This is a genomic window from Acinetobacter sp. FDAARGOS_494 (genome assembly GCF_003812225.1).
GTDB lineage: Bacteria > Pseudomonadota > Gammaproteobacteria > Pseudomonadales > Moraxellaceae > Acinetobacter > Acinetobacter baumannii.
In genome coordinates this window covers 3,647,129-3,661,627 of sequence record NZ_CP033866.1, presented here as the reverse complement: position 1 = coordinate 3,661,627, position 14,499 = coordinate 3,647,129, and the positions used below count along the sequence as shown (strand labels likewise).

General features: G+C 39.5%; 12 protein-coding genes. 5 read left to right on the top strand and 7 right to left on the bottom strand.

The features are described 5' to 3' along the window. The first annotated feature begins 180 nt into the window (after positions 1-180). A complete protein-coding gene (locus EG365_RS17840; RefSeq protein WP_000834644.1) occupies positions 181-477 on the top strand; it encodes a hypothetical protein in 297 nt (98 codons plus the stop codon). 101 nt (positions 478-578) lie between these two features. On the opposite strand, the gene EG365_RS17835 is transcribed toward EG365_RS17840, so the two are convergent. The 3 genes from EG365_RS17835 to EG365_RS17825 are packed head-to-tail and all read right to left on the bottom strand — an operon-like array spanning position 579 to position 3,272. Then, entirely contained in the window at positions 579-1,421 is an 843-nt protein-coding gene (locus EG365_RS17835; RefSeq protein ID WP_000049721.1) for an SDR family NAD(P)-dependent oxidoreductase, read from the bottom strand. 45 nt (positions 1,422-1,466) lie between these two features. Further along, positions 1,467-2,327 carry an SDR family NAD(P)-dependent oxidoreductase gene (locus EG365_RS17830; protein WP_000872850.1) on the bottom strand — a complete coding sequence of 287 codons (861 nt, stop codon included), beginning with the start codon at positions 2,325-2,327 and terminating at the stop codon, positions 1,467-1,469. A 30-nt stretch (positions 2,328-2,357) separates the two neighbouring features. After that, a complete protein-coding gene (locus EG365_RS17825) occupies positions 2,358-3,272 on the bottom strand; it encodes an alpha/beta hydrolase (RefSeq protein WP_000520419.1) in 915 nt (304 codons plus the stop codon). Positions 3,273-3,463: 191 nt separating this feature from the next. Between EG365_RS17825 and EG365_RS17820 the strand changes: the two genes are divergently transcribed. Then, the gene (locus EG365_RS17820; RefSeq protein ID WP_001013804.1) at positions 3,464-4,489 is read left to right on the top strand and encodes an AraC family transcriptional regulator; all 1,026 of its coding nucleotides are present in this window, start codon (positions 3,464-3,466) and stop codon (positions 4,487-4,489) included. Positions 4,490-4,562: 73 nt separating this feature from the next. On the opposite strand, the gene adeT1 is transcribed toward EG365_RS17820, so the two are convergent. The 3 genes from adeT1 to adeR all read right to left on the bottom strand — a co-directional run bounded on the left by adeT1 (position 4,563) and on the right by adeR (position 7,530). Continuing rightward, positions 4,563-5,558, bottom strand: a complete 996-nt coding sequence (adeT1, locus tag EG365_RS17815) for a putative multidrug efflux protein AdeT1 (protein ID WP_000373596.1) — start codon at positions 5,556-5,558, stop codon at positions 4,563-4,565. A 123-nt stretch (positions 5,559-5,681) separates the two neighbouring features. Beyond that, the gene (gene adeS, locus EG365_RS17810; RefSeq protein ID WP_000837467.1) at positions 5,682-6,755 is read right to left on the bottom strand and encodes a two-component sensor histidine kinase AdeS; all 1,074 of its coding nucleotides are present in this window, start codon (positions 6,753-6,755) and stop codon (positions 5,682-5,684) included. 31 nt (positions 6,756-6,786) lie between these two features. Beyond that, complete coding sequence (gene adeR, locus EG365_RS17805; protein ID WP_000459542.1) at positions 6,787-7,530, bottom strand: efflux system response regulator transcription factor AdeR; 744 nt, start codon at positions 7,528-7,530, stop codon at positions 6,787-6,789. 145 nt (positions 7,531-7,675) lie between these two features. Here adeR and adeA point away from each other — a divergent pair, with 145 nt between their 5' ends. The 3 genes from adeA to adeC all read left to right on the top strand — a co-directional run bounded on the left by adeA (position 7,676) and on the right by adeC (position 13,447). Next, positions 7,676-8,866, top strand: a complete 1,191-nt coding sequence (adeA, locus tag EG365_RS17800) for a multidrug efflux RND transporter periplasmic adaptor subunit AdeA (protein WP_001169094.1) — start codon at positions 7,676-7,678, stop codon at positions 8,864-8,866. Continuing rightward, positions 8,863-11,973, top strand: coding sequence for a multidrug efflux RND transporter permease subunit AdeB (adeB, locus tag EG365_RS17795; RefSeq protein WP_000987613.1), 3,111 nt, complete (start codon positions 8,863-8,865; stop codon positions 11,971-11,973). The genes adeA and adeB overlap by 4 nt, the downstream gene beginning before the upstream one ends. Positions 11,974-12,049: 76 nt before the next feature. After that, the gene (gene adeC, locus EG365_RS17790; protein WP_000047249.1) at positions 12,050-13,447 is read left to right on the top strand and encodes a multidrug efflux RND transporter outer membrane channel subunit AdeC; all 1,398 of its coding nucleotides are present in this window, start codon (positions 12,050-12,052) and stop codon (positions 13,445-13,447) included. Positions 13,448-13,539: 92 nt separating this feature from the next. Here adeC and EG365_RS17785 read toward each other — a convergent pair whose 3' ends face one another. Further along, positions 13,540-14,454 carry an alpha/beta hydrolase gene (locus tag EG365_RS17785; RefSeq protein WP_000427715.1) on the bottom strand — a complete coding sequence of 305 codons (915 nt, stop codon included), beginning with the start codon at positions 14,452-14,454 and terminating at the stop codon, positions 13,540-13,542. Positions 14,455-14,499: the final 45 nt, after the last annotated feature.

Here is a 14,499-nt window from a genome sequence, read left to right as displayed (position 1 = left end):
TGATAGCAAAGAGGGGTAGACAGTGCTGTATAGTTTTATTTATCAGGATGCACAGCCCATACGATCAATAATAATATGATTTAAAAAGATAGGCATAGGTTCTTTAAAATAAATTTTTATGTCATTCTCTTTAGAGATTAAATGTTTATTCGAGTAACTTTATGAGGATGGTCGTTAAAAATGAAGTCTTTCCTTATATATGATTCATTGATAAAAAGATATGTTTTATTAACTGTAGGGCTAATTGTTATTGCCTTTATGATAGCTATCTTTTTTAAAGGGGAACTTGAAATTGATTTTGCGATTGGGGCTGTTTGCGGCTATTTAAATATTTTTCTATTGTTAAAGAATTATAGATTTCCACTTATTCCCGAAGTTAAAGAAGATAGTGATGACCTTGTTATGTATACAAGGGTTAGTCTTCTTATTTTTTTTGTTTTGATAGAGTTTGGTTTTTTACTTGCCGCATTATTTTAAATTTTTATGAATGTATGATTAAGAATGAATTAGAAATGATTAGAGTTTTGCTGCTAATTAAATAAACACGGATATATCAAAACATCCGTGTTTTAAAAGATTTAAAATGAATTATGGTTTTTCTCTGCCAATTGCATGGTCTGTTTAAGCTGTTTACGGTTGAAACCTAAAAACTCAATCACATTTCTAAACAGTGCGGGTGCTTTGGCAATCGGAGTATTTATTTTAGGTACAACAGTCATATCTTTACGCCGTTCTATACTTTCAACTACACCCGAGACAACTTCATCAATAGTTATATATTTCCAAATACCCGAGTTACCTTTCCACACAGCTTTACCTGCTGGGTCATTTTGAATACTGTCCATCATTGGGGTCTTAAAGAAGGTCGGATGAAGGCTACCAACATCTATATTTGAATATTTTAATTCTAAGCGGAGACTGTCACAAAGTGCCCAAACGCCGGCTTTACTCGAAGTGTAGTGAGTGTTTAATGGGGAGTGGACGAAAGCCGCCATTGAAGACACTGCCAGTAAATATCCTTGTGTTTGTTTTACATAGGGTATAGCTGCGCGGAAAGTACGAAATACTCCAGTCAGGTTAATATCGATGGTTCGCTCAAAGGTTTCAGGAGCCATATGTTCTAGTGCTTCTGTTGTAGCTATGCCAGCATTTGCAATCACCACGTCAATTTTACCGAAGTGTTGAGCTGCATTTGCCATAGCCATTTCTAGGCTTTCCAAAGAGCGTACATCGGCCACCCAACCTGCGGCAATGCTTTGCCCACCTAGCTGTTTTGCCTGACTTTCAACTTTGTTAAGGTCTAAATCTAGGAGTGCTAGTTTTGCGCCTTTGGCTTGTAATGCTTGGGCAATCGCAAGTCCTAGTCCACCTGTTGAACCTGTAATTACGACAACTTTATCTTTTAATTTGTATTTAGACATATCAGATTTCCAGACATTTTTATAAATGAGCTTTAAGGCAATGGATTATTTCTGGACAGGTTTAGATTCACTTTCAAGTTGTTGAAGTAATCCCTGTAATTTCTTATGGCGTACAACCATTGCATCACTAGCTGCATTAAACATTCCGCGTAATATCGAGAACGGAACCCAGCGCACTGGAGCAAAAATGCGTGGCTGTCGACGCTGTACACCTTTTACAATGGCTTGCGCCATATATTCCGGAGAAATAGGCTTGCGTAACCATGCCGGAAATGCTGCTTCAATCATCTTCGTTACAGTTGCATTACCCCCAAAGGCAACCTTAGCGATTGGTGTTGCTGTCCAGCCCGGATAGACAACACTAGCGGTTGCGCCAGTATATGCAATCTCTGTACGGAGACAGCGTCCGAGCATTTCTACTGCCGCCTTTGAAGCCGCATATGGAGCGTTTGCCATTCCGTTGACAAAGCAATAAACAGAAGAGGTTATGAGGATTTGTCCTTTGTTGCGGGTCACCTCTGGTAAGGCAGCACGGACTGTGCGCCAGACACCAAGTAAATCAACTTCAATAATCTTATCGAACTCAGCTTCATCACAGCTAGCAATTGTCGAAGCACCATCACGCCATGAGATACCTGCATTGGCGAAAGCTATATCAAGGTGTCCAAAGTGTTTTATTGTTTTCTGGACTACATCTTTTGTGGCTACCGCATCAGTAACGTCTAGCGCTAATGGTAAAACACGAGATGCCTCAAATTCAGATGCAAGTTTATCTACAGCTTCCTGTTGCATATCGGTGAGTACCAAGTTTGCACCTAATGCATAAAATTCACGGGCTGTTGCTGCACCAATTCCTCCAGCGGCTCCTGTAATTAAAACAACTTTTTTGTTCAGGTCATATTTCATGGACTTTCTCCAAATGTTTTAAATTTACTGTTACTTGACTGGAACGATGCGTTTAAGAAAGTCGATCTGATCACGAACAACACGCTCAAAAGCTTCTCCAACGTAAATTTCAAAATGACCATCGGCGTAGTGCTTAATTTCATGATTGGGTGTATGGCTCGCATGACGCAATGTTGTTTTTGAGGGGGCAACAGAGTCGGTATCACAGACACAAAACAACACGGGCGCTTGAATACGTGATGTCTTACGACCCGGGTAATAGCGTATGATGTCGAGTACAAAACGTGCAGCGACATAGTTTGGAATATTTGAACCTGAAGGCATGAGTGCGAGATAACCTGAATAAGCATCAGGTGCATTCATTAATGCTGTATGTCCTGATGGTGCTGCAAGAGGTACCATGACTGGCTTGGCGCCGAGTATTGATCCAATCTTGTCTTTTAAAGCGAGTCCCATGAGCTTGAGGGTCGTTATCGGGTTCATTGCCATGCTAGATGAGAAACCATCAGTGAAGGGGCATTGTGATATAACAGCAGCAAGCCGGTTATCATTGGCAGCTGTTGCCAGCACATGGCCTCCACCGAAAGAAGTCCCCCATATAACTACGCGGTTTGGGTCAATTTTGTCTAGGCTACGTGCATAGGCAATGGCAGCTTTCCAGTCTTCGAGCTGACTTTTTATATCTAGTAATTGTCGAGGTTGACCTTCGCTATCCCCAAAATAGCGATAATCAAACACTAAACAAGCATAACCCTCTGCCACGAAACGTTCGGCAAAAGCTGTTAAACGCATTCTTCGAGTACCACCCAGCCCATGTGCCATCACAATCATTGGAGTAGCTACCTCGGTTGTGGGACGGTATAAATAGGCACTGCATTTCACGTCATTTGAATCAAACTGAACATCAAGTGGCGCTTGGGGCACATTATTTAGACTTTTACCCATCGTATTTTTCTCAATATTGGCTATAACACTATCTTCTGAAAAATAATGAGATTGGGCTTGATGAAAGCTGCCATATTGCTTGACACTTTGCGCCAAAATTTGGATTGAGCAGGTATTTTTAGTTATTTGCTTTTGCTTGAAAGCTTTAAGTACACTAATTGATAATGGGCGCCAAATTAGAACTATACGGAATGAATGGATTGAATAAGCCGTTGTATAGAAGAAGGATTTCTGAAATCTATGTTCAGTTATTATTTGAATATCTGGAAAAACTAGGACATGACCCAGAAAAGGTGCTGGGTGAACCGTGGCCTAAAGCAGATTCAAATCATTTAGAAGGCGTAGATATCGACCATTGGGAAAGTCTTCTCATTATTGCTAAAGATTATTTAAATGACCCTTTCATTGGTTTACATGTGGGGCAAACCATTACAGCTCAGCATCTGGGTGTATTAGGGTCAGTATTTCTTGCTTGTGAAAATCTGGGGGCGGTTTTAGAAAGGTTTGAACGATATCAGCGGCTTGTCTATGATGTTTATCCTGCCACTGTTCGTATTTATACTGAATATGTAGAGCTTTCATGGGATACAAAAGGTGAGCAAGTCGGCCCTTTATCGGATGAAACTGGCCGTACCGTTATAGTTCAATTTTGCCGTAGTCTCATTAGAGGAAAAGAAAGACTTAAAGAAATACATTTTATTCATGAACGGCCTGAAAATGTTCAGCCTTATGAGGAGTATTTTGGTTGTCCTGTGCTTTTTGAACAGCCTGTGGCACTGATGCGTTTTGATAAGGAAATCTTAAGTCTACCGCTTAAAAACTCCGACGCGGCCTTAGTTGCCATACTAGAAAAACATGCTGACAAGTTACTGGCAAGCCTGCCACATATTGATGAAATTACAGATCAAGTTCGTAAACAAATTGCTTACTTACTTCATCAAGGCGAACCAACTATTGAACAGCTTGCAGAGCGATTAAATTATTCACGTAGAACCTTGCAACGTCGTTTAACCGAGGCAGGTACGAATTTTCGGAAAGAATTAAATACTGTCCGTTACGAATTAGCAAAATCGTATTTAAAAGATCTAAGGCTACAAATTGTAGAAATAGCTTTACTGTTAGGTTATGCCGAACACAGCCCATTTACACGGGCTTATAAAGAGTGGTCGGGTAAAACACCACAACAAGCTAGAGAAGAAATGAATGAGTTAAGGTAGAACTTATACTATAGGTTCTACCTTTTAAGTCTATACAAATGCTTTAAAAAAGATATGCAGATGTTTTGAGTGTTCATTCATCGTTTAATGCACATTCAAAATTACTTGGGTTTTCTTTACATCTTACTTTTTTCAAAAAGTTCATCATTTTTGGGTCGTAGATACCTGCTTTGGTTAGCTGTATACGAGCCTCGCGCATCATTTTCATATAGTTTAATTGTTCATTTTTAGGAATATCCATCCAATATTTTGAAGGAATATCACTTTCATATTTGGCAATAATACCAAATGTTCTATTGAGTTGGCTGGCTACCCAAGTTCGAGACTTTTGCCCAAAACCCGCAGGGAATTGGTCTTTACGAATAATGAAGTTTGCTGAAATTTGAGTCAGAGGGAAACGAACAATTGCTCCTTTCTCACCTAAACCTTTGTAGAGTTCAAAAGGTTTAAACGCCACAATAGGAGCGGGCACAATATCAATTTCATGGTTATTAAATTTTGCACCGGCATTGGTAACGTCTACCGATACAGCCTGACCACCGACATGTTGAACAAGCTTTGGCTGGGCTTCATCGTATTTAAATACCCCAATTTTTTTACCGGCAGCTTTAGCGAGAGTATTTATACTTCTATCATTTACAAATAAATAGGCAGGACCAATTGTGCCTAAACCTGCAATTTCATAAGGACCTACCACCATGTTTTTTGCGGCCATTGGTGAGGACAACAGCTTATAGGCATTAATTGCCGTTTTCATATTTGTTAATGCACCAACAGCATCTAAAGAGCCTGTATATTTATTAAACTGACGGCCACGTAAACCGCTAATAATAGCGCCATCACATTTTCCAACTTTCAAATCTTCAGCAGCTACACGTTCATCAACATATGCTTTTAAAGATAGATCAGCTCCCCAATTTTTGGCTTCAAGTGCATAATCTTTGGCTAAAGCGAAAGCGTCTCCCGATTTACCAATGGGGTCAAATACACAGACGACTTGTTGTTTGGCATAAAGAGTTGTGGTTAAACATGTACTTGTAATAAGTAAAATAGCTTTAAAACGATCCATATCTAGTTATCCATTATTTAAATTATAAAAATTATTTTATAAATCTTGGTTAGGTTAGATATGGCATTTCAATAAAAATTTTAAGTGAAAAAGTCAAAAGACAGCTTGGGATCAGGAAGTCATTTAGTTATTCATAGAAATTTTTATGGTGAAAATACTTTTCGAGCCTTGATTGCTATATTGAATAGTGCCTTTCAGTGCCACAATAATTGCATGTACAACAGCAAGACCTAAACCTGTGCCGCCAAATTCTTTATTCCTTGATTCTTCTAATCTAAAGAAAGGCTTAAATAAATCGTCTTGGAACTCGGTTGCAATGCCGGGGCCTTCATCCTCAATTTTTAATATCCAGTTTTGTGATACCACTTCCGAGGAAATTTTAAGTTTGCCTGCATGTGAATAGCGTATAGCATTATCAATTAAAGCAATTAAAACTTGCTCAATACGACGGCGGTCGCAATATACAGGAGTGGAAGTTAGGTCAAGTTCTGGTACTAGCTTAGCTTGATCCAAACGATCTTCAAATGCTTTAAGAACTTTTTCAACTACCGCCTTAAAGTCAAACAATTCATAATTTAACCGGAGTTGCTGGTTCTCTACTAAGCTTAAAGTCCGTAAGTCTTCGACTAAGTGAGATAAAACTTCAACTTGATTTAAAAGGCTTTTAAATAGGACTTCATCAGGTTTAAAAACACCGTCGATGATGCCTTGTAAACGACCTTGTAATATCGTTATAGGCGTTCTTAACTCATGTGCGATGGCTGCATTCCAAACCTGCGCATTTTTAACAGAAACCTCTAGCTTTTGAGCCATATCATTAAAATTATATAAAAGCTCCGACATTTCGGCGGAGTGAATTCTATTATCGTAAGCTCTAGCAGAGAGGTCGCCGTGACTAATTTTTTTTGCTGCTTCGGCTAAGAAGTTAATTGGCACAATAAAACGCTTTGCGAGGCGCATGCCAATCACTAATGAAATAATACAGCCGCAAAAGATAACAGTGGCTAACCAAATCCAGTCTACAAAATGAAAACTGGTCCAATCTTCTTGTTGAAATGAGCTTAAACTAATCCAGCCTTTTTCAATCGCATAGTTATAAATGACATAACCCAGTACTACAGAAAATAGCGTAACGCTTAAATTTACAATAGTTAAGGCAATAAAAAGTTGCTTACTAATTCCTAACTTACTTTTCATAAAATATTCCCTAGCTATTTTTTAATATTATTTAGGCGTCATCTTTTACAGCTAGGGGATTATCTAGCCTATATCCCACGCCACGCACATTAATTAACATTTGAAATATGCCTTGTTCTTCTAGTTTTTTTCTCAGCTTACTTACATGGCTATCTACGGTTCGCTCTAGTGCATCGCTATCATTCATGCAGTGATTCATAAGTTCTCCGCGCGTAAAAACTTTATGAGGTTGGTCAATCATGAATGAAATAATTTTATATTCAGTCAGCGTCAGATTAAGCAAGATCTTCTTATTCTCAGAGTGTATATAAACGCTATGAGTGTCGGTATCAATTTCAATATTTTTATAGAGTTTATTTTTATTAGTTACTTTGTTTGCAAACTGAGTACGTCTTAAGACTGCCTGAACTCTAGCGATGACTTCATTTGGGTTAAAAGGCTTCACCACAAAGTCATCTGCACCTATGCGTAATGCCATAACTTTATCAATATCTTGATCTAGCGCCGTCAACATGATCACGGGAGTCTGAGCTTTTTGGCGTATTTTATTTAATACTTCCCAACCGTTTAATTCGGGTAATTTAATATCAAGTAAAATTAAATCGATGGGTTGGCTCGCATGCAATTCAATCGCTTGTTTTCCATTCATAGCCCGAATAACACTCATGCCTTCACGTTTTAAATAATTTTCAATAATGTCGCCAATATCGTAGTCATCTTCTACCACAAGAATAACTTTATCTTGGCAATCAAAAGAAAAAGAATGATCAAACATAGAAAATCTGGCTATAGAAAGTGCTTCAACTCATCATACGCTAAATTATCCGTATTTCTCCACACTTACTCCACACTTTAGTGATTATCCCTACACACTCATCAAAAATAATACGAACATCAAAAACTCACTAGGTTTGGACAGTATGCAAAAGCATCTTTTACTTCCTTTATTTTTATCTATTGGGCTGATATTACAGGGGTGTGATTCAAAAGAAGTCGCTCAAGCTGAGCCACCACCGGCTAAAGTCAGTGTATTAAGCATTCAACCGCAATCGGTAAATTTTAGTGAAAATCTTCCTGCACGTGTACATGCATTCCGTACGGCGGAAATCCGTCCGCAAGTCGGAGGTATCATTGAAAAGGTTCTATTTAAACAAGGTAGTGAAGTTAGAGCAGGGCAAGCCTTATATAAAATTAATTCCGAGACTTTTGAGGCCGATGTAAATAGCAATAGAGCTTCTCTCAATAAAGCTGAAGCTGAGGTGGCAAGACTCAAAGTTCAGTTAGAACGTTATGAGCAGTTATTACCAAGTAATGCAATTAGTAAGCAAGAAGTAAGTAATGCTCAAGCTCAGTATCGTCAGGCTCTAGCCGATGTCGCTCAAATGAAAGCATTGCTGGCCAGACAAAACTTGAATCTGCAATATGCAACAGTTCGAGCGCCTATTTCTGGGCGTATTGGGCAATCTTTTGTCACTGAAGGTGCATTGGTCGGTCAGGGCGATACCAATACGATGGCAACCATTCAACAGATTGATAAAGTCTATGTTGATGTAAAGCAATCGGTTAGTGAGTATGAACGCCTACAGGCTGCGCTACAAAGCGGCGAATTATCAGCAAATAGTGACAAAACCGTTCGTATTACCAATAGCCACGGACAGCCCTATAACGTCACAGCAAAAATGTTGTTTGAAGATATTAATGTTGACCCGGAAACAGGCGATGTCACATTCCGTATTGAAGTTAATAACACTGAACGAAAATTACTTCCGGGCATGTATGTGCGTGTCAATATTGATCGTGCTTCTATTCCTCAAGCGCTATTGGTTCCGGCGCAAGCGATCCAACGTAATATCAGTGGCGAGCCTCAGGTATATGTCATTAACGCCCAAGGGACAGCGGAAATTCGTCCTATCGAAATTGGACAGCAATATGAGCAGTTCTATATCGCTAACAAAGGCTTGAAAGTCGGTGACAGAGTCGTTGTTGAAGGTATTGAACGTATTAAGCCAAATCAAAAATTGGCATTGGCAGCATGGAAAGCACCAGCCGTCGCGAATCATGCTTCAAGTGTAGAAACCAAAACTTCTATAGCTGAAGGGGCACAACCATGATGTCACAATTTTTTATTCGTCGTCCCGTTTTTGCTTGGGTTATTGCGATCTTCATTATTATATTTGGATTGCTGAGCATTCCTAAACTGCCAATTGCACGTTTTCCAAGTGTGGCCCCGCCACAGGTGAATATTAGTGCGACTTATCCTGGTGCTACAGCTAAAACCATTAACGATAGCGTTGTAACCTTAATTGAGCGCGAATTATCGGGTGTAAAAAATCTACTCTACTATAGTGCGACAACAGATACCTCCGGTACAGCAGAGATTACGGCTACGTTTAAACCAGGCACAGATGTGGAAATGGCTCAGGTTGACGTTCAAAATAAAATCAAGGCTGTAGAAGCTCGCTTACCGCAAGTTGTACGTCAGCAAGGTTTACAGGTTGAGGCTTCATCGTCCGGATTTTTAATGCTGGTCGGGATTAACTCTCCAAATAATCAATATTCCGAAGTTGATTTGAGTGATTATTTGGTTCGAAATGTTGTAGAAGAGCTAAAACGTGTCGAAGGTGTAGGGAAGGTTCAATCTTTCGGTGCCGAGAAAGCTATGCGTATTTGGGTCGACCCGAATAAGCTTGTTTCTTACGGTTTATCGATTAGTGATGTGAATAATGCCATTCGTGAAAATAATGTCGAAATTGCACCCGGCCGACTTGGTGATTTACCAGCTGAAAAAGGCCAGCTCATTACTATTCCATTGTCTGCTCAAGGGCAATTGTCTAGTCTCGAGCAATTTAAAAATATTAGCTTAAAAAGTAAAACTAACGGTAGCGTAATTAAGTTATCTGATGTTGCCAATGTAGAAATAGGCTCACAGGCATATAACTTTGCCATTTTGGAAAATGGTAAGCCTGCTACCGCGGCAGCAATTCAATTAAGCCCGGGTGCTAACGCCGTGAAAACTGCCGAAGTTGTTCGAGCAAAAATTGAAGAGTTGAAGCTAAATTTACCGGAAGGCATGGAGTTTAGTATTCCTTACGACACCGCGCCGTTTGTCAAAATTTCAATTGAAAAGGTAATTCATACATTACTTGAAGCCATGGTTCTGGTTTTCATTGTGATGTATCTATTTTTACATAATGTCCGCTATACGCTTATTCCAGCGATTGTGGCGCCTATTGCCTTACTCGGTACTTTTACCGTGATGTTGCTTGCCGGCTTTTCAATTAACGTACTCACCATGTTCGGTATGGTGCTTGCCATCGGGATTATTGTCGACGATGCCATTGTCGTGGTTGAAAACGTCGAAAGGATTATGGCGACAGAAGGATTATCGCCTAAAGATGCAACCTCTAAAGCAATGAAAGAGATTACCAGCCCGATTATTGGTATTACGCTGGTATTGGCGGCAGTATTTTTACCTATGGCATTTGCGAGTGGTTCTGTAGGGGTAATCTATAAACAGTTTACCTTGACCATGTCGGTATCTATTTTATTTTCAGCGCTATTGGCACTTATTTTAACACCGGCACTTTGTGCCACGATTTTAAAACCAATCGATGGGCATCACCAGAAGAAGGGCTTCTTTGCATGGTTTGACCGTAGTTTCGATAAAGTCACTAAAAAGTATGAATTGATGCTGCTTAAAATCATCAAACATACAGTTCCAATGATGGTGATCTTTTTAGTAATTACCGGTATTACCTTTACCGGAATGAAATATTGGCCAACAGCATTTATGCCAGAGGAAGATCAAGGTTGGTTCATGACTTCGTTCCAGCTACCTTCAGATGCAACCGCTGAGCGTACTCGGAATGTAGTCAATCAATTTGAAAATAATTTGAAAGACAATCCCGATGTAAAAAGTAATACCACCATTTTGGGATGGGGTTTTAGTGGCGCAGGACAAAATGTAGCTGTGGCTTTTACGACACTTAAAGACTTCAAAGAGCGGACTAGCTCTGCATCTAAGATGACAAGCGACGTTAATTCTTCTATGGCGAACAGTACGGAAGGCGAGACTATGGCCGTATTACCACCCGCTATTGATGAGTTAGGTACTTTTTCAGGTTTCAGTTTACGTTTACAAGACCGCGCTAACTTAGGTATGCCTGCTTTACTGGCTGCTCAAGATGAACTTATGGCAATGGCAGCCAAGAATAAAAAGTTCTATATGGTTTGGAATGAAGGGTTGCCACAAGGTGACAATATTTCTTTAAAAATTGACCGTGAAAAGCTTAGTGCATTTGGTGTTAAGTTTTCTGATGTTTCAGACATCATTTCTACATCAATGGGTTCAATGTATATCAATGACTTCCCTAATCAAGGACGTATGCAACAAGTCATTGTACAAGTTGAGGCTAAATCACGTATGCAATTGAAAGATATCTTGAATCTGAAAGTCATGGGTTCAAGCGGTCAATTAGTCTCGTTATCAGAAGTTGTAACGCCACAATGGAATAAGGCACCACAACAATATAATCGTTATAACGGACGACCATCTTTGAGTATTGCTGGTATTCCTAACTTCGATACGTCATCGGGTGAAGCAATGCGTGAAATGGAACAACTGATTGCGAAATTACCGAAAGGTATTGGCTACGAGTGGACAGGTATTTCCTTACAGGAAAAGCAGTCTGAATCACAAATGGCCTTTTTACTTGGTTTATCCATGTTAGTTGTCTTCCTTGTCTTGGCTGCACTCTATGAAAGCTGGGCAATTCCACTTTCTGTGATGCTAGTTGTGCCACTCGGTATTTTTGGAGCAATCATTGCCATTATGTCTAGGGGGTTAATGAATGATGTGTTCTTCAAAATCGGGCTAATTACCATTATTGGTCTATCGGCAAAGAATGCGATTTTGATTGTTGAATTTGCGAAAATGCTGAAAGAAGAAGGCATGAGTTTGATTGAAGCCACTGTTGCCGCAGCCAAACTTCGCTTACGGCCAATTCTGATGACATCACTTGCATTTACGTGTGGTGTAATTCCTTTGGTGATTGCCTCAGGTGCAAGTTCAGAAACTCAACATGCTTTAGGCACAGGGGTTTTTGGCGGCATGATTTCAGCCACCATTCTGGCTATTTTCTTTGTTCCCGTGTTTTTTATCTTCATTTTGGGTGCAGTAGAAAAGCTATTTTCCTCTAAGAAAAAAATCTCATCTTAAGTTCAATGCATCAGGGGAAATACCAATTTCCTCTGATGCTTCATATGCTCAAAATTTACTTTATTTGGAGAATACTATGTCTAAATCGACAATCGTATCTCGTGGACTCATTCTTTCTACACTCTCAATTGCACTCGTTGCATGTGTCAATATGCAAGCGCCACAGCCTGCAATTACATCTCATATTCCTCAAAATTTTAGTCAAAATCATTCTGGAAAAATGATTGCAGAAAAAAGTTATAAAGAATTTATTTCTGATCCGAAATTATTACAGGTCATTGAAATCAGTTTAAATAACAACCGTGATTTACGGACTGCTACGCTTAATATTGAACGTGTACAGCAAGAATACCAAATCACAAAAAATAGCCAGCTCCCAACCATTGGTGTAACGGGAAATGCAGTGCGGCAGGTTAGCCCATCGATTAACCCCAATAACCCAGTTTCTACATTTCAAGTTGGCTTGGGAATGACTGCCTATGAGCTAGATTTTTGGGGCCGTGTTCAAAATTTAAAAGATGCTGCATTAAATAACTATCTTGCAACTCAAAGTGCAAAAGAAGCTGTACAAATTGGTTTAATCAGTAATATTACACAGGTCTGGTTAAATTATGCTTTTGCACAAGCAAATTTAAACCTTGCCGAGCAAACCTTAAAAGCACAAGTCGATGCTTATAACCTTAACAAGAAGCGCTTTGATGTTGGTATTGATAGTGAAGTGCCATTAAAACAAGCACAAATTTCGGTAGAGACTGCTCGAAATGATGTTGCAACTTATAAAACTCAAATTCAACAGGCAAAAAATTTACTGGATTTGTTAGCAGGTCATCCTGTTCCGCAAAATTTACTTCCGGATCATGCTATTCAAAATATTACCTTTGAGAAAAACTTTGCAGCCGGTTTACCAAGTGATTTATTAAATCATCGTCCAGACCTTAAAGCTGCCGAATATGAGTTACGTGTTGCAGGAGCAAATATTGGTGCTGCTAAAGCACGGATGTTCCCAACCATAAGCTTGACAGGCTCGACGGGTTATGCATCATCTGAACTGAAAGATTTATTTAAAACAGGCAATTTTGCATGGTCGATTGGACCTAATATCGATCTACCAATTTTTGATTGGGGAACAAGAAAAACTAATATTAAAATTGCGGAAACTGACCAGAAAATTGCTTTAGCTAAATATGAAAAAGCCATTCAATCAGCTTTTCGTGAAGTTAATGATGCACTTGCTACACATGCACATATTGGTGAACGATTAGACGCTCAGCGTCGCTTAGTCTCTGCGACTGCTGCAACCTATAAACTCTCAATGGCACGTTACAAAGCTGGAGTGGATAGTTATTTTACGGTTTTAGATGCTCAGCGTTCTGCTTATGCTGCACAACAAGGCTTACTTGCACTTGAACAAATAAAATTAAATAACCAAATTGAAATTTATAAAGTTTTAGGAGGAGGAATATCAAAAGTCTAATAAAGTTTCACTCTTAAAAAAATAAGCTGATAGAGGTATTCCAAATCAGCTTATTTTTGCTTTAGATGGTCTAATATTGCTATGAAATCAGGTTATCTAACACGGGGACGAGCTAAGGCTTGGGTTAAAAAATTAATTTGGTCCTCTAAAATTTTTATTTGCCACGGTTCATTATAAAAATCAAAATGATCAATCGGATATTCAAGTAATTTAACTTCTCCATTTGCTAAGCTTGCCGACTTGCGAGCAGCTTCAGGAGGAGTAACTTGATCATTTGAACCCACTTGTACCAATAAAGGACACTTTATTTGATGGGCGAAATTAATGGGCCGGTTTCTTGCAACCTCTAAAGCAGTTCGTGCACATACTTCATTCCGCCATGTTGGCCCAGCCATGGCTTTATAGGAAACCTCCGAGCCAGGTGTACTAATGATGGCCGCCGTGCCCGGTTGCCCCACGATTGGAATAAGATGCGCTTTTTGGCCTAAAAGAGAATAAGCTAAATCTTTTAGTCCATGAGCGACTGCAACGGTTAATTGTTTTAGACCACCATAACGGCAGATTTGTGAGAGGGCAGCTAAACCATCCGTAGCCGGGTTCATAGAGATTACTGCAGATATTTTCTGATCTTGGGCCGCAGCGACTAAAACATGCCCTCCAGAATAAGATGTCCCCCAAAGCGCTATACGGTTTCGATCAATATTTGGCAAACTTCGTACTGCTGCGATTGCTGCATGGTAATCTTCACGCTGATTTTTATAGGAAACATTCTGTCTTGGAAAACCACCAGATTCTCCAAAACCACGATAATCAAATATAAATGTATCAAAACCCGCTTTACTCAATGGTTCTGCGAAATTTAATAAACCGGTATCTTTGGTCCCTCCGAAGCCATTTGCCATGACTACACAGGGCCGCCCACGAGAGTTCATATACTTATCTGTTGTGGCAGGAATATACCATGCCGAGCATGTAATCCCTTTACTGATAAATTTAATATTTTCCATAATATTGTGCTCATGTATTTAGTCCCTTATTTAGGCTCCAGATCC

Excerpts from the sequence above, each read along its gene's own strand:
- EG365_RS17785 (WP_000427715.1), bottom strand. The coding sequence starts at position 14,454 with ATGGAAAATATTAAATTTATCAGTAAAGGGATTACATGCTCGGCATGG.
- adeT1 (WP_000373596.1), bottom strand. The coding sequence starts at position 5,558 with ATGGATCGTTTTAAAGCTATTTTACTTATTACAAGTACATGTTTAACC.
- EG365_RS17820 (WP_001013804.1), top strand. The coding sequence starts at position 3,464 with ATGAATGGATTGAATAAGCCGTTGTATAGAAGAAGGATTTCTGAAATC.
- EG365_RS17825 (WP_000520419.1), bottom strand. The coding sequence starts at position 3,272 with ATGGGTAAAAGTCTAAATAATGTGCCCCAAGCGCCACTTGATGTTCAG.
- EG365_RS17835 (WP_000049721.1), bottom strand. The coding sequence starts at position 1,421 with ATGTCTAAATACAAATTAAAAGATAAAGTTGTCGTAATTACAGGTTCA.
- EG365_RS17830 (WP_000872850.1), bottom strand. The coding sequence starts at position 2,327 with ATGAAATATGACCTGAACAAAAAAGTTGTTTTAATTACAGGAGCCGCT.
- adeA (WP_001169094.1), top strand. The coding sequence starts at position 7,676 with ATGCAAAAGCATCTTTTACTTCCTTTATTTTTATCTATTGGGCTGATA.
- adeC (WP_000047249.1), top strand. The coding sequence starts at position 12,050 with ATGTCTAAATCGACAATCGTATCTCGTGGACTCATTCTTTCTACACTC.
- adeS (WP_000837467.1), bottom strand. The coding sequence starts at position 6,755 with ATGAAAAGTAAGTTAGGAATTAGTAAGCAACTTTTTATTGCCTTAACT.
- adeB (WP_000987613.1), top strand. The coding sequence starts at position 8,863 with ATGATGTCACAATTTTTTATTCGTCGTCCCGTTTTTGCTTGGGTTATT.
- adeR (WP_000459542.1), bottom strand. The coding sequence starts at position 7,530 with ATGTTTGATCATTCTTTTTCTTTTGATTGCCAAGATAAAGTTATTCTT.
- EG365_RS17840 (WP_000834644.1), top strand. The coding sequence starts at position 181 with ATGAAGTCTTTCCTTATATATGATTCATTGATAAAAAGATATGTTTTA.